The sequence below is a fragment of the Micromonospora sp. CPCC 205739 genome, from assembly GCF_036906795.1.
Taxonomy (GTDB): Bacteria; Actinomycetota; Actinomycetes; order Mycobacteriales; family Micromonosporaceae; genus Micromonospora.
Map to the genome: position 1 here is coordinate 55,022 of NZ_JBAKHS010000004.1, position 24,083 is coordinate 79,104.

At 73.5% G+C, this 24,083-nt stretch carries 25 protein-coding genes and 1 tRNA gene; 13 read left to right on the forward strand and 13 right to left on the reverse strand.

Annotation, left to right across the window (positions count from 1 at the left end):
* Nucleotides 1–140: 140 nt before the first annotated feature.
* Nucleotides 141–623, forward strand: coding sequence for a DUF2231 domain-containing protein (locus V6U88_RS08480; protein ID WP_334451364.1), 483 nt, complete (start codon nucleotides 141–143; stop codon nucleotides 621–623).
* Between the two features lie 13 nt (nucleotides 624–636).
* Here the strand turns inward: V6U88_RS08480 and V6U88_RS08485 are convergent, their stop codons facing one another.
* Nucleotides 637–1,095: a hypothetical protein gene (locus V6U88_RS08485; RefSeq protein ID WP_334451365.1), complete on the reverse strand. Its 459-nt coding sequence runs from the start codon at nucleotides 1,093–1,095 to the stop codon at nucleotides 637–639.
* 167 nt (nucleotides 1,096–1,262) lie between these two features.
* On the opposite strand from V6U88_RS08485, the gene V6U88_RS08490 reads away from it, so the two are divergent.
* Complete coding sequence (locus tag V6U88_RS08490; protein ID WP_334451366.1) at nucleotides 1,263–1,433, forward strand: hypothetical protein; 171 nt, start codon at nucleotides 1,263–1,265, stop codon at nucleotides 1,431–1,433.
* A gap of 270 nt (nucleotides 1,434–1,703) precedes the next feature.
* Here the strand turns inward: V6U88_RS08490 and V6U88_RS08495 are convergent, their stop codons facing one another.
* From V6U88_RS08495 to V6U88_RS08505, 3 genes are all read right to left on the reverse strand, one after another.
* Entirely contained in the window at nucleotides 1,704–2,405 is a 702-nt protein-coding gene (locus V6U88_RS08495; RefSeq protein ID WP_334451368.1) for a hypothetical protein, read from the reverse strand.
* 269 nt (nucleotides 2,406–2,674) lie between these two features.
* The gene (locus tag V6U88_RS08500) at nucleotides 2,675–3,031 is read right to left on the reverse strand and encodes an FmdB family zinc ribbon protein (protein ID WP_334451370.1); all 357 of its coding nucleotides are present in this window, start codon (nucleotides 3,029–3,031) and stop codon (nucleotides 2,675–2,677) included.
* Between the two features lie 64 nt (nucleotides 3,032–3,095).
* Nucleotides 3,096–3,749, reverse strand: a complete 654-nt coding sequence (locus V6U88_RS08505; RefSeq protein ID WP_334451371.1) for a 5-formyltetrahydrofolate cyclo-ligase — start codon at nucleotides 3,747–3,749, stop codon at nucleotides 3,096–3,098.
* Nucleotides 3,750–3,833: 84 nt separating this feature from the next.
* Between V6U88_RS08505 and V6U88_RS08510 the strand changes: the two genes are divergently transcribed.
* The 7 genes from V6U88_RS08510 to V6U88_RS08540 all read left to right on the forward strand — a co-directional run bounded on the left by V6U88_RS08510 (nucleotide 3,834) and on the right by V6U88_RS08540 (nucleotide 10,907).
* Nucleotides 3,834–6,023 carry a GGDEF domain-containing protein gene (locus V6U88_RS08510; protein WP_334451373.1) on the forward strand — a complete coding sequence of 730 codons (2,190 nt, stop codon included), beginning with the start codon at nucleotides 3,834–3,836 and terminating at the stop codon, nucleotides 6,021–6,023.
* Nucleotides 6,024–6,032: 9 nt separating this feature from the next.
* Entirely contained in the window at nucleotides 6,033–6,986 is a 954-nt protein-coding gene (locus V6U88_RS08515; RefSeq protein ID WP_334451375.1) for a UTP--glucose-1-phosphate uridylyltransferase, read from the forward strand.
* Nucleotides 6,983–8,278 (forward strand): molybdopterin molybdotransferase MoeA, encoded by a 1,296-nt coding sequence (locus V6U88_RS08520; RefSeq protein ID WP_334451377.1) that lies wholly within the window; start codon nucleotides 6,983–6,985, stop codon nucleotides 8,276–8,278. The genes V6U88_RS08515 and V6U88_RS08520 overlap by 4 nt, the downstream gene beginning before the upstream one ends.
* Complete coding sequence (locus V6U88_RS08525) at nucleotides 8,275–8,925, forward strand: GNAT family N-acetyltransferase (RefSeq protein ID WP_334451378.1); 651 nt, start codon at nucleotides 8,275–8,277, stop codon at nucleotides 8,923–8,925. Before V6U88_RS08520 ends, V6U88_RS08525 begins: the two co-directional genes overlap by 4 nt.
* 177 nt (nucleotides 8,926–9,102) lie before the next feature.
* Nucleotides 9,103–9,903, forward strand: coding sequence for a divisome protein SepX/GlpR (gene sepX / locus V6U88_RS08530; protein ID WP_334451890.1), 801 nt, complete (start codon nucleotides 9,103–9,105; stop codon nucleotides 9,901–9,903).
* Nucleotides 9,904–10,119: 216 nt separating this feature from the next.
* Nucleotides 10,120–10,193, forward strand: a tRNA-Ala gene (locus V6U88_RS08535).
* Nucleotides 10,194–10,307: 114 nt separating this feature from the next.
* A complete protein-coding gene (locus V6U88_RS08540) occupies nucleotides 10,308–10,907 on the forward strand; it encodes a hypothetical protein (RefSeq protein WP_334451380.1) in 600 nt (199 codons plus the stop codon).
* Nucleotides 10,908–11,023: 116 nt separating this feature from the next.
* Here V6U88_RS08540 and V6U88_RS08545 read toward each other — a convergent pair whose 3' ends face one another.
* Entirely contained in the window at nucleotides 11,024–11,434 is a 411-nt protein-coding gene (locus V6U88_RS08545; protein ID WP_334451381.1) for a hypothetical protein, read from the reverse strand.
* A gap of 97 nt (nucleotides 11,435–11,531) precedes the next feature.
* Between V6U88_RS08545 and V6U88_RS08550 the strand changes: the two genes are divergently transcribed.
* Entirely contained in the window at nucleotides 11,532–14,210 is a 2,679-nt protein-coding gene (locus V6U88_RS08550; RefSeq protein WP_334451382.1) for a helix-turn-helix transcriptional regulator, read from the forward strand.
* 81 nt (nucleotides 14,211–14,291) lie between these two features.
* Nucleotides 14,292–14,786, forward strand: a complete 495-nt coding sequence (locus tag V6U88_RS08555) for a GNAT family N-acetyltransferase (protein WP_334451384.1) — start codon at nucleotides 14,292–14,294, stop codon at nucleotides 14,784–14,786.
* A 7-nt stretch (nucleotides 14,787–14,793) separates the two neighbouring features.
* Here V6U88_RS08555 and V6U88_RS08560 read toward each other — a convergent pair whose 3' ends face one another.
* Entirely contained in the window at nucleotides 14,794–14,985 is a 192-nt protein-coding gene (locus V6U88_RS08560; RefSeq protein ID WP_334451385.1) for a general stress protein CsbD, read from the reverse strand.
* A 112-nt stretch (nucleotides 14,986–15,097) separates the two neighbouring features.
* Nucleotides 15,098–15,712: a dihydrofolate reductase family protein gene (locus tag V6U88_RS08565; protein ID WP_334451386.1), complete on the reverse strand. Its 615-nt coding sequence runs from the start codon at nucleotides 15,710–15,712 to the stop codon at nucleotides 15,098–15,100.
* 188 nt (nucleotides 15,713–15,900) lie between these two features.
* Here V6U88_RS08565 and V6U88_RS08570 point away from each other — a divergent pair, with 188 nt between their 5' ends.
* Complete coding sequence (locus V6U88_RS08570; protein WP_334451387.1) at nucleotides 15,901–16,290, forward strand: hypothetical protein; 390 nt, start codon at nucleotides 15,901–15,903, stop codon at nucleotides 16,288–16,290.
* A 72-nt stretch (nucleotides 16,291–16,362) separates the two neighbouring features.
* Here the strand turns inward: V6U88_RS08570 and V6U88_RS08575 are convergent, their stop codons facing one another.
* The 3 genes from V6U88_RS08575 to V6U88_RS08585 form a co-directional block, all read right to left on the reverse strand.
* A complete protein-coding gene (locus tag V6U88_RS08575) occupies nucleotides 16,363–17,379 on the reverse strand; it encodes a hypothetical protein (protein WP_334451388.1) in 1,017 nt (338 codons plus the stop codon).
* A gap of 115 nt (nucleotides 17,380–17,494) precedes the next feature.
* Entirely contained in the window at nucleotides 17,495–18,148 is a 654-nt protein-coding gene (locus V6U88_RS08580; RefSeq protein ID WP_334451390.1) for a 4'-phosphopantetheinyl transferase family protein, read from the reverse strand.
* Nucleotides 18,141–19,253, reverse strand: coding sequence for a DNA glycosylase AlkZ-like family protein (locus V6U88_RS08585; protein ID WP_334451391.1), 1,113 nt, complete (start codon nucleotides 19,251–19,253; stop codon nucleotides 18,141–18,143). The genes V6U88_RS08580 and V6U88_RS08585 overlap by 8 nt, the downstream gene beginning before the upstream one ends.
* A 140-nt stretch (nucleotides 19,254–19,393) precedes the next feature.
* Between V6U88_RS08585 and V6U88_RS08590 the strand changes: the two genes are divergently transcribed.
* On the forward strand, nucleotides 19,394–19,663 hold the full coding sequence (locus tag V6U88_RS08590) for a hypothetical protein (RefSeq protein ID WP_334451393.1): 270 nt from the start codon (nucleotides 19,394–19,396) through the stop codon (nucleotides 19,661–19,663).
* Nucleotides 19,664–19,711: 48 nt separating this feature from the next.
* Here V6U88_RS08590 and V6U88_RS08595 read toward each other — a convergent pair whose 3' ends face one another.
* From V6U88_RS08595 to V6U88_RS08605, 3 genes are all read right to left on the reverse strand, one after another.
* Nucleotides 19,712–20,482 carry a peptidase gene (locus V6U88_RS08595; RefSeq protein WP_334451395.1) on the reverse strand — a complete coding sequence of 257 codons (771 nt, stop codon included), beginning with the start codon at nucleotides 20,480–20,482 and terminating at the stop codon, nucleotides 19,712–19,714.
* A 1-nt stretch (nucleotide 20,483) separates the two neighbouring features.
* A complete protein-coding gene (locus tag V6U88_RS08600) occupies nucleotides 20,484–21,761 on the reverse strand; it encodes a VWA domain-containing protein (protein ID WP_334451397.1) in 1,278 nt (425 codons plus the stop codon).
* A gap of 628 nt (nucleotides 21,762–22,389) precedes the next feature.
* Nucleotides 22,390–24,060 carry a dolichyl-phosphate-mannose--protein mannosyltransferase gene (locus V6U88_RS08605; RefSeq protein WP_334451398.1) on the reverse strand — a complete coding sequence of 557 codons (1,671 nt, stop codon included), beginning with the start codon at nucleotides 24,058–24,060 and terminating at the stop codon, nucleotides 22,390–22,392.
* Between the last annotated feature and the right edge of the window lie 23 nt (nucleotides 24,061–24,083).

Here is a 24,083-nt window from a genome sequence, read left to right on the forward strand (position 1 = left end):
CCCCGGCCACAGCTCACCGCGGTTATCGACGTGCGTGAACCGGACCGGCGGACACCGCGTGTGTCCGATCGGGGGCGTGCTGCGACCGATGGATCGGCGTACGCTTCTGCGTCCAACCGCATCCATCGTCGGAGGTGTCGGTGTTCAAGGAGATCAACGGGCTGCCGGGCCACATCCTGGTGATCCACGCGGCGGTGGTGTTCGTCCCGCTGTTGGCACTGCTCGCCTCCGCGTACGGGTTGGTGCCCCGCTGGCGGCCCCGGCTCGGTTGGGCGGTGGGGATCCTGTCCGTGGTGACGCCGGTGATCGCCTGGGTCGCGACCGAGTCCGGCGAGGCGTTCGAGGAGTTCCTGAAGGGCAAGGGCTACCCGCCCCAGCTGCTGGCCAAGATCGAGGAGCATTCCGAGTACGGCGACAGGACGCTCTGGCTCACCATAGGGCTCGCCGTGGCCGCCCTGGTGCTGCTGGCGCTGACCAGCGGCCGGGTGCGTACCCCGCGCCTGCCGTCCTGGATCACCTGGCTGCTCACCGGCGTCATCGTGGTGCTGTCGGTGTTCGCGGTGTTCTACGTCGTGCTGACCGGTGACACGGGCGCCCAGTCCGTCTGGGGCAACACCCTCTGACCGATCGCCCGACTCAAAAGATCGCCCGGGAGCAGAGCAGACAGAGCAGGACCAGCAACACCGCCCCGGCCACCCCGGCGACCGAGTAGGTCACCCGCTGCGCGCGCTGCTCCGCCGCGTCCATCGCCTCCATGTCCTGTGGGGGCAGCGCCCGGGGCGGGGTGGCCTGCAGTTGCACCGGCGGCCGCCACCCGGGCGGCGGCGGGGTGGTCGGCGGCGGTCCGGCGTAACCCCCGTCGGGCCGCGCGGCCGGCTGCACCGGAACCGGCGCCGGTGGTACGCCCGTCGGAGCCGCCCACGGCGACGGTGAGGTCGGCCCGGCGCTGCCCGCCGTTGCGCCCGCGTCCGGCCGCAGCGTTGCCGCGTCGGCGCCGGGCGTCGTCCGGTCGGTGCCGGGCGGCGTCGGCTCGGTGTACTCGGGCGGCCGTCGCCAGGACTCGTCCTCGGAGCTGGCACCGCTGGGCGTCGTCACGTCGTCCGACGCTACCAACGCCGCGACCGGTCGGCCGCCCGACGCGGCGACGCAGGCCTGTACCGCGACACCGGCCGGAAGCCGCACGCGCTGCGGTCGGTCGGGCCGGGCGACCGGTCCGTGCGGTGCCGTCAGGGCGGGCGCAGCCTGCGCTAGTGTTGCCGCTCGTGAGCATCGAGGACCGGGGCGTGCGCGACGACGACCGCGCCGTCGATCTCAGCGAGGAATTCGTGGTGCTGCCCGAGCAGACGGTCGACGACACCGACCACGGCTGGGGCGAGCGCACCGGCGGCAACGACGACTGGCTGCTCGCCGAGCGCCCACCCCACTGGGACTGACCACCCTCCCGCCCCTGGCGACCGGAGGCCGGACGCCCCATCACTGGCTGCTCGCCGGAGCGCCACCCCCACGGGGAGACCCGCCCTCCGCGCAGCGCCGCTGTTGAGCGGCAGGCCATGATCGGGTAGCACTTACCGACAAGGACGTCGGCGTGTCGCGTCGGCAATTGCTACCCGATCATGGAATCCGGTGCCGGATCGGGGGACCTGATCGAGGCAGCCGGCCTGGGATTGCTCGTCCTGCTGCAGAGGTGCGGCGTGTGGGCTGGGTCAGCCTCGGACCACGACGGCGAAGCGGCTTCCCTCGGGCTGGGCGACGGCGCGTTGCGCCTGGTCGGGGCGGAGTGCCAGGTAGAGCGCCGATGATCCGTCGACGACGTCTCCGCCCACCACGTCGAGCACCAGCGCTCCGGAAGCCAGCAGCCCGGCCTCCACCGGCGTCCGGCCGGCCGGTACGACCAGCAGGTCGACCCGCGCGCCCGGCTGGAGCACGGCGAGCGCGGCGGGCTCGGCCAGCCGCACCGGCACACCCACCGACCCGCTCGGCAGCGGCAGCGCTCCCGGCCGACCACCCCCACCCGACCGCCCCGCACCCGGCACCCCGCCACCCGACGAGCCCTCGCCCGACGGTCCGCCATTCGATGGGCCGCCGTCCGACGGTCCGCCGTTCGATGGCCCGCCGCTCGATGGCCCGTCGTTCGACTGGCTCCCGTTCGACGAGCCGCCGTCTGAAGAGCCGCCGTCTGATGGGCCGCCGCCCGACGCGTCATCCGCCGGTCCGGCCCCGCCCGGCGGCGCGCCGCCGGCGGAGGAGTTCGGTGCCGGAGTGGGACAGCCGCCGGACGAGTCCAGGATGATCACCGCGAGGCCCAGCAGGGCGGCGACCAGGCCGAGGCGCAGCAGCGTGCCGCCGCCGGGCCGGCGCAGCCAGCGCACGGGACGCAGGGACGCGTCCGGGTCACCACCCGCCATGCCGCCCACCCCCACCTCGCTGTCCGGCCGCCGTCGCGACGTTCGGACAGCACGCTAGGCGGAAGGATCGCGCAGCGGAGTGCCCTGTGCACCGGCCTGTGGACAACCAGCGGCCCTGTGGACAACGCCCCGAGATGACGCCCGACCTGCTAGGGAAGATCAAAAGGTGCGTTCACGTCATCAGCTCGAAAGGGCGGCACACCAGGCAACGGCGGGACGCCGAAAGCCCCCGCGGCCCGGTGGGGCGGCGGGGGCGGTGGCGTGCGAGATCAGCTGGAGGCGGCGGTGCTGCTGGCCGGGGCCTTGGCCGACCCGCCGTTCGACGAGCCGGACGAGCTGCCGCCGTTCGACGAGGTGGTCGACGACGACGTCGAGTTGCCCGAGGAGGAGCCGCTGTCCGACTTCGCCGGCTTGGGGGTGGTGGCGCCGGTCTTGCCCTCCGTGCCGGAGGAACGGGAGTCGGTGCGGTAGAAGCCGGAGCCCTTGAACACGACGCCGACGGAGTTGAAGACCTTCCGCAGCCGCCCCTCACACGTGGGGCACTCGGTCAGCGGCTCGTCAGAGAAGGACTGCACCGCCTCGAGCTGGTGGCCGCACGCGGTGCAGGCGTACTGGTACGTGGGCACGTTCTCCTCCGGATCTGGCACGGCCGGTTGGCACTCGACGGTTTCGAGTGCCAATGGTGCGTCATCACACCCGGGTTCGTCCAGCGGACGTGGGGGGATCGACACCGGGTGCGTCGGTCAGCGTACGCAGACCGCCCGACGGGGTGACGACGGCGCGTACCGGACGGTCGTGGGGCTGGGCGGGCAGGGCCTCGACCAGCTCACCGTCGTGCAACAGCGCCAACGTCAGCACTGTTCCCGGCACCCGGGCCAGCGCCCGGTCGTACGAGCCGCCGCCGCGACCCAGGCGCAGGCCCCGGTGGTCCACCGCCAGCGCGGGCACCACCACCAGGTCCGCCGCGCCGATCGCCGAGCGGCCCAGCCGGGGACCGTCCGGCTCCCGCATGCCGCGCCCGGCCGCCACCAGCGAACCGGGCCCGTCGTACGCCGCCCAGTCGAGGTCCAGGTCGTCACGGAGCACCGGCAGCAGCAGCTCGGCCCCGGGGGGCAGCGCCGCGCGAAGGGCCTCCGGCAGCTCCGGGCCGCCCGGCTCCGAGCCCACCGGCACGTACCCGGTCATCCGGCGCGGGCGCAGCCGGCGTACCAGATCGACCAGCTCGGCCCGGACGCGCGCCGCGGCGTCGGCCCGCTGCGGTGCGGTCAGCGCCCGGCGGTGGGCGAGCAGCGCGGCGCGCGTCTCGCGTTTGGCCTCGTGCGCTCCATCAGAAAATTCGGGCACGCAACACTCCCTTGCGCAAACCGCGTCATCCGGTCGCACTGTGTAAGCATCGCAGGAACGGGCGCGGAACTTCCGGGGGGAAGCTTGACGCTACGCGGGCGGTTGACGGCGGCCTTCCTCGCGGTGGTGCTCGGCCCGGTGCTGCTCGGAGCGGTCTTCGTCGGCACCACCCTCGCGGCCGTCGACCGCAGCCGCTCCACCGAACGGCTCGGCCTCGCCGCGTCGACCGTGCGCACCTCGGTGGACGCCCTCTGCCAGCAACTCCGGGCCGCTGCCGACGCGGTGGCCCTGCGTACCGACCCCGCCGCCCGCGCGGGCGCCGCAGCCCAGATGGTCAGCCGGGGCCTGGCGGGCGCGGTGCTGGTCACCGACGTAACCGGCGTGACCACGTACGCCACCCCCGGCGCGCCCCCGACGCCCTGGCAGGACTGCTCCGGCGACCGGACGGCCGGCGGGCCGGTGCGGGCGCTCAGTGCCCGGGTCGACCTGCGTGACCCGGCCGGCGTCGCGCTCGGCACCGTCGCTGCCGCCCAGGTGGTCGACCCGGCGTTCGTCGCCCGGCTGGCCGCCGCCACCGGCGTCGCGGTCACGCTGCTCGACGGCCCCGCCGCCCCCGGCCGGGTCGCGCACACCACCGAGTCCAACGGGGTACGCGAGGCGGTGCTCGCCGCCGCGAGCACGGTGGACGGCGACCGGGTCACCGAGACCCCCGACGGCCGGTACGTGCGCCGGCTCGGCCCGAGCGCGGGGCAGCCGCTGCCGCTGGTCCTCTCCGTTCCCGGCGAGCAGCCCGCCGGACTGCCCGCGGTGCTGGTCGGCGCGGTGCTCCTCGCCGCCGTGCTGGCCGTGCTGGCCGCCTGGCGGCTGGCCCGGGTGACCACCCGGCCGCTGGTGGAGCTGGCCGGCGCGGTGGATCGGGTGGCCCGCGGCGACCTGACCGCCCGGGTGCCGGTCCGCAGCCGCGACGAGATCGGCCGGCTGGCCGGGGCGTTCAACCGGATGACCCGGGAGACCGCCAGCTACGTGGCGGCGCTGACCAGCAGCCGGGACCAGCTGCGGGGGCACCTCGCGGTGCTCGGCGACACCCTGGCCAGCACCCACGACCTGCCCCGCATCCTGCGGGTGATCCTGCACAGCGCCCTCGGGGCGACCGGGGCGCGGGCCGGCACGGTGCTGCTGCTCGACCCGGACGGGGTGCTGGTGGGGCAGTGCGCCGAGGGGCTGGAGGGCCGGGTGCCCGCCGCCGAGCCGCTGCGGGTGCCGGTCGGCGCCGGGGTGATCGGCGCGGTCGCCGCCACCGGGGAGCCCCAGCGTGGGCGGGTCGAGCCGGCCGAGGCGCCGGCGGGGGAGCCGCGCTGCGAGACGTACGTCGCGGTGCCCTTCGCCGCACCGGCCGGCAGCGACCCGGCGGGCCGGGACCCGGCGGTCGGGGTGCTGGCCCTCTACGACCGGCTCGGCGGCGAGGAGTTCGACGACGACGACCTGGCCACCCTGCGCACCTTCGCCGGGCACGCGGCGGTCGCCGTGGAGAACGTCCGGGTGCACGAGGAGGCGCAACGGCTCTCGCTGACCGACCCGTTGACCGGGCTGTGGAACTACCGCTACCTGCGCGAGTCGCTGCGCCGCGAGGTGGAGCGGGCCAGCCGCTTCGGGCGGATGCTGAGCATCCTCGCCCTGGACGTGGACCGGTTCAAGCGGGTCAACGACACGTACGGCCACAGCGCCGGCGACGTCGTGCTGGCCGAGTTCGCCCGCCGGATACGCGGCGAGATCCGCGAGGTCGACCTGGCGTTCCGGCAGGGCGGCGAGGAGTTCGTGGTGCTGCTGCCGGAGACCGACGCCCGGGGCGCGGCGATCGTCGCCGAACGGTTGGGCGCGGCCGTCCGGGACACCCCGATCGTGGTGGACGAGCACGTGGCGATCACGGTGACCGTCTCCATCGGCATCGCCGTCTACCCCGACCACGCCAGCACCGGGCAGCAGGTGCTCGACGCCGCCGACGAGGCGCTGTACGCGGCCAAGGCGGCCGGCCGGGACGGCTACCGGGTCACCGGGCAGCGCGTCGACGCGGTGACCGAGGAGATCCCGGTGCCGGCTGGCGCGATCAGCCCGGACGACGGGCTGCCCCGGGCCGGGCCCGTGGCCACCAGGGCGGCGGAGGGCTCCGGCCGGCCCGCCGCCGGTGTGCCGGGGCCCGCCCCGGGTGTGACCCAGCCGGCTACGGGCGGCGCGTCTTCCGGTCCTCACCCGCCGCGGCAGAGCCGTGGCCGATAGTCTCGCGACATGTCGGAGCACTCAGCGAACCCCTCAACGGCCGCCGCAACCGGCCGTCCCCGTGCGGTCAAGGCTGTCATCCCGGCCGCCGGCCTGGCCACCCGCTTTCTGCCGGCGACGAAGGCGGTGCCCAAGGAGCTGCTGCCGGTGGTCGACCGTCCGGTCCTGCAGTACATCGTCGAGGAGGCCACCCAGGCCGGGCTCACCGACGTGCTGCTGATCACCGGGCGCGGCAAGACGGCCATGGTGGACCACTTCGACCGCCGGCCCGACCTGGAGGAACGGCTCGCGAAGAAGCCGGAGCTGCTGGCCGCTGTGCAGCGCACGACTGAGCTGGCCGAGATCCACACCCGCCGCCAGCCCGAGCAGCTCGGCCTCGGACACGCCGTCGGGTACGCCGAGTCGCACGTCGGCGATCAGCCCTTCGCGGTGCTGCTCGGTGACGAGTTCGTCAAGCTCGACCAGCCGCTGCTGCCGGCCATGCTGGAGCTTCAGGCGCGCACCGGCGGCGTGGTGCTGGCCTTCTTCGAGGTGGACCCGGCCGAGACCAAGCGGTACGGCATCGCCTCGGTCGAGCCGGCCGAGTCGGAGCTGACCGACATCGGCGAGGTCGTCAAGGTGACCGGCATGGTGGAGAAGCCGACGCCGGAGGAGGCGCCGAGCAACCTCGCCGTCCTCGGCCGGTACGTGCTGCCGGGCCGGATCTTCGACGCGATCCGCCGCACCGAGCCGGGCAGCGGCGGCGAGATCCAGCTGACCGACGCGATGGAGCTGCTGCGCAACGAGGGCGTACCGGTGCACGCGATCGTCTACCGGGGCACCCGCTACGACACCGGCATGCCGCTGGGTTACCTGCAGACGGTGGTGCAGATCGCCGCCGAGCGCGACGACATCGGCGGTGAGTTCCGCAAGTGGCTGGCCGAGTTCGTCAACTCCGACGCGTCGGGCGGTCCTAGTACATGACAGCGACGGCCGACGCCGAGGCGGCCGCGAACGAGTTGACGCCGCTCGCCGACTACCTGGGCAGTGTGCTGCGCAGGTTGCGCGCGCTGCCTCCGCTCGACCTCGACCTCACCCAGGCGCACGGCAACGTCCTCGCCGAGGACGTCGTCGCGCCGCACTCCTTCCCCGCCTTCGACCAGGCGGCGGTGGACGGGTACGCGGCCCGCTGGGAGGACCTCGTCGGGTACGGCCCGGCCCCCTCCGGGGGGTCGGGCGGCCGCACCGTGCGGCTCAACGTGGTCGGCGACCTCGGCGCAGCGAGCTGGCGCCCGGTCCGGCTCACCCCGGGTTCGTGCTTCTCGGTCGCCGCCGGGGCCCCGCTGCCGGTGGCGGCGGACGTGGTCGTCCCGGTGGAGTGGACCGACCAGGGCATGGCCGCGGTGGAGATCTTCCGGACCCCCAAGCGCGGGTACGGCGTCCGCCGCGCCGGTGAGGAACTGCCCGCCGGCACCCTGCTCGCCCGCGCCGGCACGTACGTCTCGCCCGCGCTGGTGGCCGTCCTCGCCGCCACCGGGATCGGGCACGTGGTGGTCCGCCCCAGTCCCCGGGTGGTCATCGTGGCCACCGGCGACGAGCTCGTCGACGTCGGCCGGGGCAGCCAGCCCGGCCAGGTGGTGGACGCCAACTCGCACGCGCTGACCGCCGCGGCGGCCGAGGTGGGCGCCCTGGCGTACCGGGTGGGTATCTGCGACGACGACCCGGAGGGGCTGCGCGGCCTGCTGGAGGACCAGACCCTGCGGGCCGACCTGATCATCACCACCGGCGGCACCGGCACCGGCCCCGGTGACATGGTCCGGCGCATCCTGTCCCGGCGGGAGGGCGGCCGGGCCGGGCCGGTCACCTTCACCGAGGTGGCGCTCTATCCCGGTACCGCGCTCGGATTCGGTACGGTCGGCGCCGAGGAGGTGCCGGTGGTGTGTCTTCCCGGTGAGCCCGGCTCGGCGCTGATCGGCTTCGAGGTGCTGGCCCGCCCGGCCATCAACCTGCTGGCCGGGGCGGAGCCGGTGTTCCGGCCCAGTGTCCGCGCGCACCTGCTGGAGACCATCACCTCCCCGGGCGGGCTGCGCGAGTTCCGCCCCGCGCACGTCGCCGAGCGGCGCGGCGGCGGGTACACCGTCCAGCCGCTGCCGGGTGGGCCGTTCACGCTCTCCGGGTTGGCCGAGGCGAACGGCCTGATGGTGCTCGGCGAGCGGGTGACCACCGCCGCCGCCGGCTCCACCGTGGACGTCCTCCTGCTGGACCGCCGCCGGTGAGCCTGTTCGGTCTCGGGCGGGCGCCGGGCTGGCCGGTGGTGTTGACCGACGGGCCGGTGGTGCTGCGGCCGTACCGGCGCTCGGACGCGGCCGCCTGGTCGGCGGTGCGCCGCGCCAACCAGGCCTGGCTGGCACCGTGGGAGTCACACCTGCCGGGCAGTTGGGACGAGACCAATTCGCCCGCCGCGTTCCGCTTCGTCCACAAGGACCAGCGGCGCTCGGCGCGCATCGGCGAGGGGATGCCGTTCGCGGTCTGCCTTCGTGAGGACGGCCGGGACCGGCTGGTCGGGCACCTCAACGTGGGCAGCATCGTGCGGCGGGCGTTCTGCTCCGGGTACGTCGGCTACTGGATCGACTCCAGAGTGGCCGGTCGCGGGGTGATCCCGACCGCGATGGCGCTGGCGGTGGACCACGCGTTCGGCCCGGGCGGGCTGCACCGCGTGGAGGTGAACATCCGGCCGGAGAACCGGCCGTCCCGGCGGGTGGTGGAGAAGCTGGGCTTCCGCGAAGAGGCGTACCACGTACGCTACATGCACATCGATGGGGCGTGGCGTGACCACATCGGATACGCGATGACCAGCGAGGAGGTGGCCGCCGAAGGCGGTCTACTGGCCCGCTGGCACCGCATCCGCGCCCGCAAGGGGTGAGCCGTCCCACGGACGGGATCGGCGCGGCGCGACGGCATCAGGGTCGACGGCCCGTAACCTCAAGTAACTGCAAGCTGTGGCAAGCGCTGCCCGCCCGTACGATCTGCGCCGTGGACGACCATCCGGGGAAGATCCTGCGGTGGTCCGACGGTTGCCTCGAATTCGGTGACGGGAGGGGTGAGGGTGCCGACCTCGGTGCTCCTCGCCGTCCTCGCCGCCGCCGGCCTGCTCGCCCTCGCGCCGGCGCTGGTCCGCCGGTACGACGCCACCGAGCGGCTGGTGGCGGAGCGGGCGCAGTCGACGGCGCGGGTGCTCCAGCGCCGTCGGCGACGCCGCACTGTCCCGGGACGGCGGCCGGTCAACCCGTCCCGCGCCCTCTTTGTCACCCTCAGTGAAGATGCGAACACGGGCGGTCTGACCGCTCCCGTTTCCGCGCCCCCGGCGGCGGGCCGCCGATCCGGCCGGCTGCGTGCCGTGCCGCCGGCCCCGCGCAAGGGACGTCGTCGACCCCCGCCCCGCCGGCGCCACACCCCGGCCGTCTACCGGCGCCGTCGCGTGCTCGCCGCGCTGCTGCTGCTCAACTTCGTCGAGCTGGTCGGCGTGATCGTGGTCAGCCCCGGCTTCTGGATCAGCGTCTCGGTCACCGGCACGCTGCTCGTGGCGTACGTCGTACACCTGCGGAAGCGGGCCGTGGCCGAGCGCCGGCGGCGGCGCCGCCAGGCCCGGGAGGCGGCGTGGCTGGCCGCCCGGCAGGCCGAGGTGCGGCGGGAGCAGGCCCGCCGGGCGGCGGCCCGTCGGGAGGCGCAGCGCCGCCTGGCGGCCCAGCGCGAGGCGGTACGCCGTACCGCCATGGGCCTGGACCGCTCGGGCGACCTACCGGCGGCGGCCAGCGGGGGCGGCTCGGTCTCCTACCGGCGGGCGGGGGGCCTGCGGGGCCGGCCGTACCAGTCGGGCCGTGGCTCCTCCCACCCGGCCTGACCGCTCTGGCGCGCGGTGGTGCGCTCGTGCCCGTTTGCGGCGTGTCGGGGTGTCCGGTGGCTCGAACGCCCCGACATGCCGCATCCCGAGTCGATCTCCGTGGGCCGGCGTCGCCGCGCCGGGGGTGGATTCGCGGCCGGGGTGGTCGACCTGTTAGCCTTGGCGCCGGCCCGCCCGGTGAAAGCCGGGTGGGGCCGAAGCCGGTTCGCCGGTGGAGGGGCTGTGGCGCAGACCGGTAGCGCACCTCGTTCGCATCGAGGGGGTCAGGGGTTCAAATCCCCTCAGCTCCACCCAAGGGAAAAGGCCGTCTCCGCTAGTCGGAGGCGGCCTTTTTCGATCTTGTAGAGAAATGAGCAGACTGGACGCGTCCCGTTTTGGTGGCTTCCGTTTGGGAAGCAAACGGCGTGGCAGAGTCGAAGCGACGTCGGCTGGCAGAAGACGACCTGTTGAAGGGTTTCGACCAGACAGGCCCGAGCCGGGGAAGGCTCGGCGGCTTCTTCGCCATCACCATCGGCGCATCCCTGTACGCATGGCATGTCGCTTTCGCCTTCGGCGCGTACCACACGCTTCTCTACCAATTTCGGCAGCAACTCTTCGTCGTGTCGCTGGTCGTGCTGCTGGGAGGGCTGATCATGCGCTCTCGGATGCAGATCCACCCTTGGCTGCTGGCCCTGTTCGCGCCTCCGCTCCTGCTCACCCTGGTGCGGCTGATCTTTCCGGCCAGCGAGTCAGGTGCCCTTCCACGTCTCGTGGACCGCATCCTTTTCGCCGCCACCGTAGCGGTGTTGCCCATCATCGCCTGGGTCGTTGCGCGGTTGCTCGCACCGAACTACTTCACCCTGCCCGACCGCCGAGCCAAGATCGCCGTTGTGGCTGTCGTCATCGCTGTGACAATCACCGGCTATTTCGTCGGCCGGTACAACGATCGCTTCCTCACCTGCGGAGACTTCCGAGTCGCCGGCGATTACCAGCCAAAGAACTGCGTCCACGTGCCCCGTCGCTGACCACGGGATACGCCAGGCTCACTTTCTCTGGCCGTCGAGGAGTTCGTCGAGGGCGACTGCGGTGTTGAGGAGGGCAAGGTCGGGTCCGCATTCCGCTGCCGCCGGTGCACAGCGGATCAGACCGTCTTGCGGAGGCCGGCGAGCTGCAGAACGGTGAAGCCGGCAACCACTACCGCCTGTGCGATGACAAGTGCGGTGCCGAGGCCGGTCAGCGGGAACCAGCCGGCGATGAGCAGTTCCACGCTCGCGGCCACCCATGCGATGTTGACGCCGATCACGACACCCACGGCGGGCCTGCTCACCCTCGGCCTCGACGCGAGGAGGAGCAGAGCGGCCGCGAAGGCGACCAGGAACGCGCCGATGGGGTAGAGGAAGCCGGCGGGAAGGCCGAACATCTCCCCGAAGATCGCCGCAGCGGCGAGGTAGACGACTCCGTTGGCCCCCGAGCCGATCGCGTCCTGCTTGAGGGCGAAGCGGAGCAGCTTGGTGTCATCGGTGGTCCGGGCGGTGCTGGCGACGGTGACCATTTCGAGTTCCCTTCGTGGTGCTGGTGTGCGGCTGACCACGAAGCTACGGAGGTCGGCGCCATCCCGAATCAGTCGTCGTGACGGTAGGTTGCCAGGCGTGCTGCACGGGCGGGCCAGGGAACAGGCGGAGATCGACCGGCTGCTGCAAGGGGCCAGGAACGGTCGCAGCGGCACGCTGGTGCTCCGCGGTCCGGCGGGGATCGGCAAGTCTGCGCTCCTCGAGTACGCCGCCGGGCGAGCAGCCGGCATGCGGGTGTTGCGCGGCGTCGGTATCGAGTCCGAGGCGACGTTGCCGTTCGCCGCACTCCACCTGCTCCTGCGCACCGGGCTCGACCGGCTCCACGCGTTGCCCGACCCGCAGGCCACCGCGCTCGGCGGTGCACTGGGGTTGTGCGACGCCCCGCCGGAGAGCCGGTTCCTGGTCGGACTGGCCACGCTGAGCCTGCTGTCCGAGCTGACCGGGGACGGCGCGACGCTCTGCCTGATCGACGACGCGCAGTGGTTCGACCAGGCGTCCACCGACGCCCTTGTCTTCGCCGCGCGCCGACTCGAGGCCGACGGTGTCTCCATGATCTTCGCCGCTCGCCCGGACTTTCCTGCTCCGGGGCTTCCCGAGCTCCGGCTGGGCGGCCTGGACAGCACCGCGGCCGCCGCCCTGCTCCCCGCCGACCTTCCGCCCCAGGTACGGGAGCGCCTGATCCAGGAGTCGGACGGCAACCCGCTGGCGCTCATCGAGTTGCCCGCCGCGCTCAGCCCCGAACAGCGGGCGGGGCGATTGCCGCCGGTGGGTGCGATGCCGGTGGCCGATCGCGTCCAGGAGGCATTCCACACGCAGGTGGCGGAGCTTCCCGAGCACGCTCGCACGGCGCTGCTGATCGCGGCGGCGGACGGCTCCGGTGAGCTTGCGACGCTGGTCGCTGCCGGCGCATCCCTGCACGGTCTCGAAGCGGCCGAGCGGAGCCGGTTGATCGGGATCAGAGGGTCGACCGTCGGTTTCCGTCATCCCCTGATCAGGGCTGCCACCTATCACAGTGCCTCCGTCACCCGACGCCTCGCCGTGCATCGAGCCCTCGCCGACGCGCTGGCCGGCTCGACCTCGCCGGATGCCCCTGACCGGCGGATCTGGCACCTGGCCGCCGCCGCGCTCGGTCCCGACGAGGGCGTCGCACGACAGTTGGAGGAGGCGGCGGGCCGAGCCGGTACCCGTGGCGGCCACGCCGCGATGGCGGCCGCCTACGAACGAGCCGCCGAGCTCACCGCCGATCCGGTACGCCGATCCGCGCGGCTGGCCGCCGCGGCACTGGCCGCGAGCGACGCCGGGCTGATGCGCCGGGCCGCCGCGCTCGCCGACAGCGCCACCCCCGATGTGGACGACCCCGCGATGATCTTGGCGCTGACCCAGGTACGCGCCCATCGCGAGTTCGAGTTGGGCACCCCGCTGGCGGCGGGCCGGATCATCATGGACACCGTCCCTCGCGTGGTGGCTCACACCGAGCAGGCCCACTGGCTGCTGGTGGAGGCCGTCCGCTGCGCCTGGTTCGCCGGGGACCCACGGCTGGCGGAGCAGGCAGCCGCGCAGCTTCAGGCGCTTCCCGGTTCGTCCCTGGCCAGCCAGGCGATCGGGCTGGCCCGGCTGCTGGCCGGCGACATCCCCGGCGGACTGAAGCTCATCAACGAGGTGCTCGACGTACCGGCGCTCGCCGGGCTGGGCGTGCCCGGGCTGACCTTCACCGCCGGTGTCTGCCTCGACGTCGGCCGGGCCGCCCTCTGCGAAGAGATCGCCGGACGGGTCGTGGCGGAGTGCCAGCAGAGCGGGATGATCGGCTGGCTGGCGTTCGCGCTGCAGGACCATGGGTTTGCACAAGGACTGCTCTGCTCGTACGGCGAGGCGATGGCGACGCTCGACGCGGGGCTGCGGCTGGCGACGGATCTGGGTCACGAGCACCGGGTCACCCACCTCACCTGCTGCATCGCCTGGGTGCTCGCCCACCAGGCAGATGTGTCGGGGTGTCGCGAGAAGGCCGAGGAAGGTGTCCGGCGCGCAGACGACCAGGGGCTGGTTCCCGCCGCGGCCATCGGGCGCTGGGCCCTCGGCCGGCTCGAACTCAGCCTGGGAAACCCGGACGCCGCCCTGCAGCAGTTGGAGGCCATCCCGCCGACGGGAATCGGAGCCCGCTGCGCCGCCGACCAGATCGAGGCCGCCGTCCGCAGTGGCCGGCCGGAACGGGCCAGGGAGCCGCTGGAGCGCTACCTGACCTGGGCGCGGCACGTCGGTCAACCGGCATCGGACGCGGTCGCCCTACGCTGCCGGGCCCTCGTCGACCAGGATGAAGCGGACTTCGTGGCTGCCGTTCGCATCCACGAGAGCGACGATCAACCATACGAACAGGCGAGGACGCGGCTGGCCTACGGCGAGTGGCTGCGACGGGCCCGGAGGCGGGCGGACGCCCGCGCGCAGCTACGCGCCGCACTGGAGATCTTCGATCGGCTCGGTGCGGAGCTGTGGGCCGGGCGGGCTCGTGCCGAGCTGCGCGCGACCGGGGACGTGCCGGCCGCGCCGCGTAGGGCCGGCGACCCGCTCAGTGTGCTCACTCCCCAGGAGCGGGAGGTCGTACGGCTGGCGGCCGGTGGCGCCTCCAACCGCGACATCGGCGCCCAGCTCTTCCTCAGCCCGCGGACCGTCGGCTACCACCTCTACAAGGCGTTCCCCAAGCTGGGCATCACTTCCCGATCCCAGCTGGCAGGCATCGTCAGGTCCTCCTCCATCCCGGGCTGACGCCGGCGCCGCCAGTGGCGCGGGCGGCCGAGCTTCGAATCGAGGTTGCCTGACCTCCACACCTGCGGCACCCTTCGCGACATGATCGAGACGCGGGTGCTCACCGAGGCCGATTGGAAGATCTGGCGGGAACTGCGGCTCGCCGCGCTGACCGAGGCGGCATATGCCTTCGGTTCCCAACTGAGCGACTGGCAGGGCGACGGCGACCGTCAGGACCGCTGGCGCGCCCGGCTGGCCATCCCCGGCTCGTACAACGTCGTGGTGACGCTCGACGGACAGCCCGTCGGGATGGCCAGCGGGGTGCCGACCGGTGAGGACGGCGTGGTCGAGCTGATCTCGATGTACGTGGCGCCGGCGGGACGTGGCCGGGGCGTCGGCGACCACCTCGTGCGGGCGGTCGAGCAGTGGGCCCGGCAGGCGGGCGCGCGGACGCTGCGGCTGGCCGTGGCGGAGGGCAACGCGAACGCCTGGACGCTCTACCAGCGCAACGGCTTCCGTGACACAGGCGAGCTGGCCGACCTCATGCCCGACGGCGTGCGCCGGGAGCACGTGATGGCCAAGGTGCTCGCACGCTGAGACCCGCTCAGCGCGTGAAGTCGTCCGGCACGTCCCGGGCGTCCTCCTGCACGTGCTCGCCGGCCGGGTGTCCCCGAAGCGTGTCGCGCTGCCGCACCCGCTCCGCCTCGGTCCGTTCGTCCTGGTTCATGTTGCCCATGCTCGCCCGTGCCGGCCCGGAGAGCTTCTCGACCTGGTCCTTGGCCTTCTCGACGCTCATGTCGCCTCCCGAGTCGGAATGGGCGGTTCGCGATGCCGACCGCCCGTCCCGACCCGCGTCCCCGCCGGTCCGGGGGTGAAAACCCCGAACCGCCCGCCGATGCGGCGTCCCCTCACTCTTCGAGGGCGAACGACCCGAGGGGGATCTCGCCGGTCGGCACGTACGTGCCGATCATGACTCCGGTCGTGGAGACCGTGCTGTCGATCAGCTTCAGCCCGGACGGGAGGGTGCCGTCGGCGAACAGGCGCTTCCCCGCCCCGATGACGACGGGGAAGAACCACAGGCGGTACTCGTCGACCAGGTTGTGCCGCATCAGCGTCTGAATCAGGTTGCCGCTGCCGTGCACCTGGAGCTCCGGCCCGTCGCCCTGCTTGATGGCCGCGACGCCGTTGGCCACGTCGCCCTCGATCAGCACCGAGTTGCGCCACTCCAGGGTGGGGCGGCTGCGCGAGGCGACGTACTTGGTGGCGTCGTTCAGCGGCTTGCCACCGGCCTCCTCCGGCGCCTTCGGCCAGTGCGCGGCGAAGATGTCGTAGGTCCTGCGGCCGAGGACGAGGTCGAAGGGCCGGCCCATCGAGGCGTCCATGACCTCGCCCATCTTCTCGTCCCAGTAGTGGAACGACCAGCCACCGTGCGCGAAGCCGTTGTCGTCGTCCTCTCCGGGGCCGCCCGGGGCCTGCATCACCCCGTCGAGGGTCAGGAAGGTCTGTACGACCAGCTTTCTCATCTCGCGTGTCCTCTCCATCGGATCTGACCCGTCCGCCCCTCCGAATAGGAAACGTGCAGGCGGAGCGACAGTTGCCGCACAAGGCCGGGCCTCCACTGAGGGTGAACGTAGGCGAGCTGTACGACAAGGACCGCCGCCGTCTCGGTGCGAGGCAGCGGCATCCACGCGGTGGCCCTAACCTTCGGCGGGTGGAGCGTCTGGAACTGCCCGACGGTGGCTGGTGGGACTGGGAGATCATGTCGTGGTCGTCCGGGTGCCTCCGGTTGGCGGCCGACACTGACCTGACCTACCACCACGGGCTGGAACTCGTCTTCCGTGACGTCAGCTACGTGGCCTGCCCGTCGCTGTTCCACCACCCCTGGTTCCGTGCGCCGACCGGGGCCGAGCGCGCCCACGTCCGCCGGTACGTGGGCGACCGGCCCGCGGTGCTGGTGGCCTTCGACATCGACGGCCCGGGCCCCCTGCCGTGCCTGATCGCGGCCGACCGGGTCGAGGTGGTGGCCGGGACCGTCTACCGGTACCACCGCGCCGACCTCAAGCCGGGTGAGCGCCTGGCGGACTGGCTCGCCCCTTCCTGACGCCCCACTGCCGCAAGGCAGAAGCAGCGGGCCGGCCCCCGAAGGGAGCCGGCCCGCCAGGGAAGGCAGAGGTCACGGCTTCCAGGAGCCGGCGGCCTCGAACTTGTGCTGGTACTCCACGACGCCGCTCTTGTCCTTGACGTCGAAGACCACGGCACCGGAGCGCTTGCTGCCCGCGCGGATGCCGCTGCCGGAGTCGAGCATGTCGCCGCCGCAGCCGGAGAGCGCGCCGGCCAGGCCGTTGACGGTGGTGCCGTCCTCGGCGACCCACTGGAAGTAGAACGGGTTGATCGACGCCTTGCCCTTGGTGACCGTCGCGGTGACGTCGGCGATCAGGTAGAGGCCCTTGTCGGGGGCGGGGGCGTAGGAGCGGCAGCCCTTGGTGGAGGTGGAGAACTTCCGGATGGTGATCTCGATGGTGCCCTCGTCGTCCTCGATCACCAGGGTGTCGCCGGGCTCCATGTTGAACGTCTCGCCGTCGGCGGCCGAGGCGGACGCGGAGGGCTTGCCGGGGAAGGCCGGCGCGGCGGTGGTGCGCGGGGTGGGCAGCGACCGCTGGATCTCCTCCGCCTTGTCGGCGGCCTTCTTGCCGCCCGCCACCAGGGCGACGATGCCTCCGGCGCAGCAGAGCAGCGCCAGCACGGCGACGACGATGCCGACGATGACCCACGGCTTCTTCTTCGAGCCGGACTGCACCGGCGGGCCGAGCGGCTGGCCCGGCGGGGGCGGGTAGCCCGGACCGGACACCGGCGGGTAGCCGCCGCCGGAGACTGGCGGGTACGGCGCGCCGGAGACCGGCGGCATCGACGCGTTCGGGTCGTACTGCGGGTAGGCCCCGCCGGAGACGGGCGGCTGCGGGGCGCCCGACACCGGCGGGTACGGCGCGCCCGAGGTCGGTGGTTGCACGGCGGTCGGGTCCATCGGCGCGTACGGCGGCTGGGGGGCGGTCGGGTGCTGCGGCGCGCCGGAGACTGGCGGCAGCGGCGCGGTCGGGTCGGCAGGGTACTGCGGCACCGGCGCCGTGGGGAACGGGTCCACGGGCGGCTGGTTGGGGTCCTGCGGCCCGTAAGGGGGCTGGGGCTGGCTCACCGTACTCCTCGGCACTTCGTCTGCATCGGGAACTCTTCGACGCTAGTCGGTGCGAGCAACGCGGAATTATCTCGGGTCTGACCCGCCGTTCGGTGCCGGACACAGGGCCGAACGGTCAATGGGTCAGCACGGCCGCGGTGCGGACCAGATCCCCCTCGATGACGAAGCGCCCGGTGATGACGGAGGGTGGGTCGGCCACGGTCGCCGCCGCCACCCGGACGGGGTCGATCCGCGCGGTGAACGTCCCGGCGTCCGGGTCCAGCTCCACCGTCGCGTCCTGGAAGTCCAACCAGGACCCGACGACGGGGTGCCAGACCTTGTAGACGGTCTCCTTCGCACTGAACAGCACCAGCGGCCACGAGGTGCCGGCCGGCAGCCGGGCGCAGCGCTCCTCCTCCTCGGGGCGGCAGATCAGCCGGCGTACCCCCTCGTTGAGCTCGCGGTGCCGCTCGGCGTCCATGCCGACGGACCGCACGTCGGTCGCCCGGGCGACCGCGGCGGCGCAGTAGCCACGGGTGTGGGTGATGGTGCCGACCAGCCCGGCCGGCCAGGTGGGCGCGCGGTCGGCCGCCGCCGGGACCGGCAGCTCCGGCAGCCCCAGCTCGGCCATCGCCCGCCGGGCGCAGACCCGGCCGGCGGTGTAGTCGCGGCGCCGGCTCTCCACCGCCCGCGCGCCGAGACCGGTCCGCTCGGCCGGGAGCAGCTCGCCCGCCCAGTCCGTCGGCCCGGCCACCACGACCGAGACGGTCGGCGGCAGCAGGTCACGCATCACCCACCCCCTTCAGGTACGACGACAGTCTGGCCCGTTCGGCGTCGAGCTTCTCGGCCGGCACGGGTGGCGACTCGGGCCAGAGTGTCACCTCCGGCTCGCCGTCGCGCGCCTCCCAGGTGCCGACCACCCGGCCCCGGTGCACCACGACCGGGGCGATCCAGCCGGCGGCCCGGCTCACGTCGGCCCGCCGAGCCGGCGGCACCACGGTGGCGTCCCTCGTGCCCGGCCCGAGCACCCACTGGTCGAAGGCGGGCAGCAGGCGTACGTCGTCGTCGTGCTCGGCGGTGGCGATCTCCTCGACGTCGCCGGCCCGGGCGTACCCGGGCCGCCCGTCGACGGTCACCGCGACCAGTTCACCCGCCGCCACCAGCTCCTGGAACCAGCCGCGCAGCATGGCCCGCTTCGAGCCGCCACGGCTCAACCACTGGTCGAAGGTCTCCGGGTCGGCCGGCCCGTACGCCCCGAGGTACGCCGGCACCACCCGGGCCGCCGCCGCGTCCGGCTCCGGCAGCCCGGGCCAGTCGGGCAGGTGGGTGTCGGGGCGGGTGAAGGTGACCCGGTTGCCGTCGGCCGGCCCCTGCACCAGCAGCCCCTGCCAGGCCAGCGGCTTGAGCACCGCGCCCCAACCGGAGCCGAGGTGCGCGGCGAGGCCGGCGTCACCGGTCCGCTCGACGATCTCCGCGGTGAGCTGTTCCCGGCCGAGCACCCGCCCGTCCAGGGCGGCCGCCGTCGCCTCGGCGATCGCGTCGAGCTGGGCGGTCGTGACGAAGCTGCGCTGCCATGAACCCTTCTCCCAGAACCGGCCGGCGGCCAGCAGGGCCAGGCAGGCCGGGGCGTCCGCCGTCGGCAGCAGGTGCAGGGTGCCGCGCATCGCCCAGGTCTTCACCAGGGCGCCGGCGGCGAGGGCGGCGGTGGTCGTACCCGGTCGGGGGGTCGGCTGGCGCGCGGCGACGGCCTGCTCGGCGGCGGAGGCCACCTGGGCCTGCACCCCGACCAGGCGGCCGGCCACGGCGACCGCGTCGTGCCCGGCCGGGCGGTGCAGCAGGTGTCGGCGGGCCCGCCAGGCCAGCACCCGCTCGGTGGAAAGGTTCGTGACGGCCATCGACGGTGAACGTACCGCAACCGTGTAACGCCGGAGCGTCCCGAGACGCTGTTAGGTCGTCGCGGGGGATCATCCGGCGTCCGCGCGTCTCCGACGCGTGGCGCCGGTGTCAGGTACGACCATCCGGAGAGGAAGTGGCGATGACCGGTGCCCCGGCACCCTCGGGTTCCCACCCCGACGAGCACGTTCCGGTGACACCGGCGTGGACCTGCGACTCCTGTGGTGAGGAGTGGCCGTGTCCGACCAAACGCGCGCGGCTGCTCAGCGAGTACCAGGTGGACCGGGCTTCGCTCAGCGTCTACCTGGGGTCGTGCCTCGCCGCCGCCACCGCCGACCTGCGTGCCTCACCGGTGGCGGCTCTCCAGAACCGGTTCATCGGCTGGGTTCCCCGGGGACCCGTCACCTCCTGAGCCCGGCGGTGGCCGCCCCGGGACGACCGGGGCGGCCACCGGCGGCGGTCAGGGCCGGCGCGGGCGGCGGGTCAGCGCGAAGCCGACCACGCCGGCCACGGCGGCGAGGGCCCCGCCGAGGGTGCTCCAGATCCAGCGGGAGCCGAGGGCGGGCAGCCAGTCACCGATCCCGCCGTCCGCCTCCTCGGCCGGGGCCGCCGCCGGTTCCCCGGTCAGCACCGCGCCGGCCTTCGTGTTCGGCACCAGCGGCGCCTTCAACTCGCCGTCGTCGCGGGAGCCCTCGCCATCCGCGCCGACCAGCAGGTCGACGTCGACCGGGAGGCCCAGGTCGGGCTCGGGCAGCTCGGTCACCGACAACCGGACGTAGTACGTGCCGGGCAGCGGGTCGGCCGACCACGGCTCGGCCCAGGAGCGCACCTCGCGCAGGGTGCACCCCAGCGACACGCTGCCGGCGGAGGCGTCGACGGTGGGGGTCTGCGCCCCGGCCGTGCAGGACTGCCGGCGGCGCAGCCCGTCGAAGACCTCCACGGTCCAGGTGGAGGCGCCGGTGCGGGCCTTCGGGAAGGAGACCGTCGCGGTGATCTCGTGCCGCTGCCCGGCCGAGGCCGGGAACGACCAGTAGAGGTGGTCGCCGGTCGAGGCGCTCATCCGTACCGGCTGGCCGGCGGCGATGCCGGTGGCGGTGAGGAAGGACGTGCCGGCCCGGCCGACCGGGGTGGCGCCGGGCGAGGGAGTGGGGGCGGCCGCCGCGGCGGGGACGGCCGGGAGGGCCAGCCCGCCGGCGAGCGCCGCACCCGCCAGGATCATCGGGGTACGCATCTCAGTTCTCCCTCCAGGTGGCGACCCACCAGCGGGTGAGCAGCCCGGCGACCAGGCCGGTGAGCAGGCCGGCCAGGGTGAGCAGGGCGAGCAGCAGCCAGCCCCGACCGAGGTCCGGCGCGGCCGGGGCGGGGGAGGAGGCGACCACGTCGACGGTCAGCTCGACCGGCATCCCCGGGGTCACCCGGGTGCCCGGCCGGGGTGCGAAGGAGTTGCTCACCACCAGGCACACCGTCGTGGCGGGGACCGACGCCGCATCGGCGCTGGGCGTCGGCGTGGCCCCGTCCTCCGTCGCCGACCAGCGCAGGCCGGCCGAGACCACGTCGGTACGCCCACTGCCGGCGTCGACTCCGCGCACCAGTTCCCGGCCGTCGGCGGTGGTGGCCCGCAGCAGCACCCCGTGGTCGGGGTTGATCGGGCGGTCCAGCGCCAGGCTCACCGAGGCGCGCAGCTCCTGCCCCGGCCGGACCGGCACCCGGTACCAGCGGTGCTCGGAGAACGCCTCCCGGTCGCTGTACACGCCGGGGGCGAGCAGCGGCGCGTTCGCGCACTCCGGCGTACCGCCGACCACGGTGGGCGTGGCGGTGTAGGTCTCCTTCGCCCGGTCCACCAGTTGCTTGATCCGGCCGCTCAGCTCCTCGGCGCTCTGTGCCGCGGTGTACGTGCCGCCGGTCGCGCCGGCGATGCAGAGCAGCTGCCGGCGTACCTTCTCGTCGGGGGCCAGGCCGAGGGTGTCGACCACCAGCTTCGTGCCCTGGGCGGCCAGCTCGCGGGCCACCTCGCAGGGGTCCGGCGGGGCACAGGTGTCCTCGCCGTCGGTGATCAGCACGATCCGCCGGGTGGTGGTGCCGGTGCCGAGGTCCTGAGCGGCCGAGCGCAGCGCCAGCCCGACCGGGGTGAAGCCGGTCGGCCGCAGCGTGGCCACGGCCGCCTTCGCCTGCACCCGGTCGACCGGCCCGACCGGCACGATCTGCTGGGTGTCCAGGCAGCCCTGCTTCTTGTCCTTGCCCCGGTAGGTCGCGCCGAGCACCCGGATGCCGAGCTGGGTCTCCTCGGGCAGCGCGTCGACCACCTCGTTGAACGCCTGCTGGGCCACCGAGATGCGGCTGCGGCCGTCGATGTCCCGGGCCCGCATCGAGCCGCTGACGTCGAGCACCAGCTCGACCTTCGGCGGCTCGGCGGGTGTCTCCTCGTCCGCCACGGCCGGCGCGGGACCGGTCAGCACGGTGGCCGCCAGCAGTCCGATCAGGACGGCCGTGGATCGTCTCTTGTTGATCACCGGGCGGAGTGTAGTGCGATCCACTCTGGATGATCATTTGGGGCGGAGGGTCGTCGCCGAGGGCTGTCGCCGGCCTCCGCGGCGCGCGGATCGGCGGGTGGTGTCGGGGACGCCCGGATGGGATCGGGTGGTCCCCCGTCAGTCTCCCGGAAGCCGTCCCGGTGCCGACACCTCCGCCGTCCGTCCCCGTGCCGATCCTCGTGATCGGGCAGGAATTGGTACGGACCCGCTCGCGGTCGGCGGCGGACCGTGGACCGGGTGGTGACCATCCGTCAACTGTCGGAGGTGAACCTTTTGCCCGGCCCGGCATCCGTCGGAAATCTGACCCAAGTCGACCCGTTGTGCCGGTGGCGAAGGGTGGTTAAGCTCTGTCTTGCGCGCCCCAATCGCCCGCTTCCCCCGTGGCAGGCGATCGGGGCGCGCGCTATTTGTGCGCCGCTCCCGCGCCCCCCGTCGGCGCCCCGCGGGCGCCCCCCTTCCGCGCGCCGCGCCCCCCTTCCGCGTCGATCTAGGGCTTATCGCTGCCCGTGGTGATCGACTGACAGCGTTTCGCCCTAGATCGACACGCTTGGAGAGCGCGGGAGGGCGGTGGGGTGGGGTGGGGTGGGGTGGGGTGGGGTGGGGTGGGTTAGATCCAGCGGCCGTCCAGCCACATTCGCGCCGACCAGTCGTCGTACGGCAGCAGGTTGCCCACGAAGATCGGGTAGAAGTACGCGAAACAGAGCGCCACCAGCAGCACGTACGCGCCGACGATCACCCCGCCGATCAGCCGACGGTCGTCGTCGCGCGCCAGGTCGGCGTCGCTCGCCGCGACGCCCTCAGCGGTGGCGGGGGTGACGATCGCGCCCAGCACGTAGACGACCGCCAGCACCAGGAACGGCAGCGCCGGGGCGGCGTAGAAGGAGAACATCGTCCGGCCGTCGAGGGCGAACCAGAACCACGGCAGCAGGCCGGCGGCCAGGGTCAGCAGAATCGCCCCGGCCCGCCAGTCCCGCCGGGCCAGGCCCAACCAGGCGGTCGCGACCAGCGCCGGCAGGAACGACCACCAGAGCAGCGGCGTACCCAGCAGCAGGATCTCCGAGGCGCAGCTCGGCGCCCCGCAGCTGCCGTCACCCGACCAGTAGAAGGCCACCGGCCGGCCGAGCAGCAGCCACTGCCACGGCCACGACTGGTACTTGTGCGGGGTCTCCAGGCCGGTGTGGAAGTCGAACGCCGCCCGGTGGTAGTGGTACAGGTTGTTCAGCGCACCGAGGATCGGGGTGTCGCTCAGCCCGGGGATGTTGGGGTAGCGGGCGGCCAGCCGGTAGTAGCCGTCGTCACCGAGCAGCCAGCCCGACCAGGTGGCCACGTACGTCACGACCAGCAGCACCCCGGCGAGCACCAGCCAGGGCAGCTCGTCGAGGAGCGTGTCCCGCCACGGGCGGCGTACCCCGGCGGAGCGGCGGACGCCGACCTCCCACAGCAGCACCAGCAGCGCGAACGCCGGCACGAAGTAGAGCGCGCTCCACTTCACCGCGACCGCGCAGCCGAGCAGCACCCCGGCGGCCAGCCGCCACCAGGGCCAGGTCCGCCAGCCGCCGGCCGGGCGCCCGGCCCGTCCCGGCGCGGCCGGGTCCAGCCCGTCCTCCAGCGCCCGGGCCCAGCGTCGCCGCCGGGCGTCCCGGTCCAGCACCAGGGCGCCGAACGCGGCCAGTACGAAGAGCAGCAGGAAGATGTCGAGCAGCGCGGTGCGGGACAGCACCAGGTGGAAGCCGTCCAGCGCGAGCAGCAGGCCGGCGGCGCAGCCCAGCGTGGTGGAGCGGAACATCCGCCGAGCGATCCGGGTCAGCATCAACACCGAGAGGATGCCGGCCACCGCCGCCGAGAACCGCCAGCCGAACTCCGGGGCGGTGGTCAGCAGGTGCCCCGGCACCGAGATGTTGTGCTCCTGGTCGGAGTAGCCGAAGGCCCACTCACCGAGCCCGATGAGCCACTTGCCCAGCGGTGGGTGCACCACGTACGACGGACCGTTGTCCTTGTAGTTCCACTCGACGCCCTTGTCGATCAGGCCGTAGCCGTCGCGGGCGTAGTAGATCTCGTCGAAGATCTTGCCCTTGGGGCTGCTCAGGCCGAGCAGGCGCAGGATCGCGGCGATCGCCACCACCACGGCGGTGGCGATCCAGGAGTGCACGTCCAACCGGGCCTCGACGGTGGCGAGCCGACGACGCACGACGGCCGGAACCCCGCCACCGTCGCTGGTCGGGGTCCCCTGGTCGGGTCCGGTCTCGTTCGCGCTCTGTGCTGTCGACGCACTCGTCACCCGGCGATCGTAGGCTCTGAAGG

Bases quoted from the DNA above. Each gene is read 5' to 3' on its own strand.
- V6U88_RS08495 (WP_334451368.1), bottom strand. From the start codon at position 2,405: ATGGCGGGTGGTGACCCGGACGCGTCCCTGCGTCCCGTGCGCTGGCTG.
- V6U88_RS08515 (WP_334451375.1), top strand. From the start codon at position 6,033: ATGTCGGAGCACTCAGCGAACCCCTCAACGGCCGCCGCAACCGGCCGT.
- V6U88_RS08520 (WP_334451377.1), top strand. From the start codon at position 6,983: ATGACAGCGACGGCCGACGCCGAGGCGGCCGCGAACGAGTTGACGCCG.
- V6U88_RS08545 (WP_334451381.1), bottom strand. From the start codon at position 11,434: ATGGTCACCGTCGCCAGCACCGCCCGGACCACCGATGACACCAAGCTG.
- V6U88_RS08555 (WP_334451384.1), top strand. From the start codon at position 14,292: ATGATCGAGACGCGGGTGCTCACCGAGGCCGATTGGAAGATCTGGCGG.
- V6U88_RS08560 (WP_334451385.1), bottom strand. From the start codon at position 14,985: ATGAGCGTCGAGAAGGCCAAGGACCAGGTCGAGAAGCTCTCCGGGCCG.
- V6U88_RS08565 (WP_334451386.1), bottom strand. From the start codon at position 15,712: ATGAGAAAGCTGGTCGTACAGACCTTCCTGACCCTCGACGGGGTGATG.
- V6U88_RS08580 (WP_334451390.1), bottom strand. From the start codon at position 18,148: ATGCGTGACCTGCTGCCGCCGACCGTCTCGGTCGTGGTGGCCGGGCCG.
- V6U88_RS08585 (WP_334451391.1), bottom strand. From the start codon at position 19,253: ATGGCCGTCACGAACCTTTCCACCGAGCGGGTGCTGGCCTGGCGGGCC.
- V6U88_RS08590 (WP_334451393.1), top strand. From the start codon at position 19,394: ATGACCGGTGCCCCGGCACCCTCGGGTTCCCACCCCGACGAGCACGTT.
- V6U88_RS08595 (WP_334451395.1), bottom strand. From the start codon at position 20,482: ATGCGTACCCCGATGATCCTGGCGGGTGCGGCGCTCGCCGGCGGGCTG.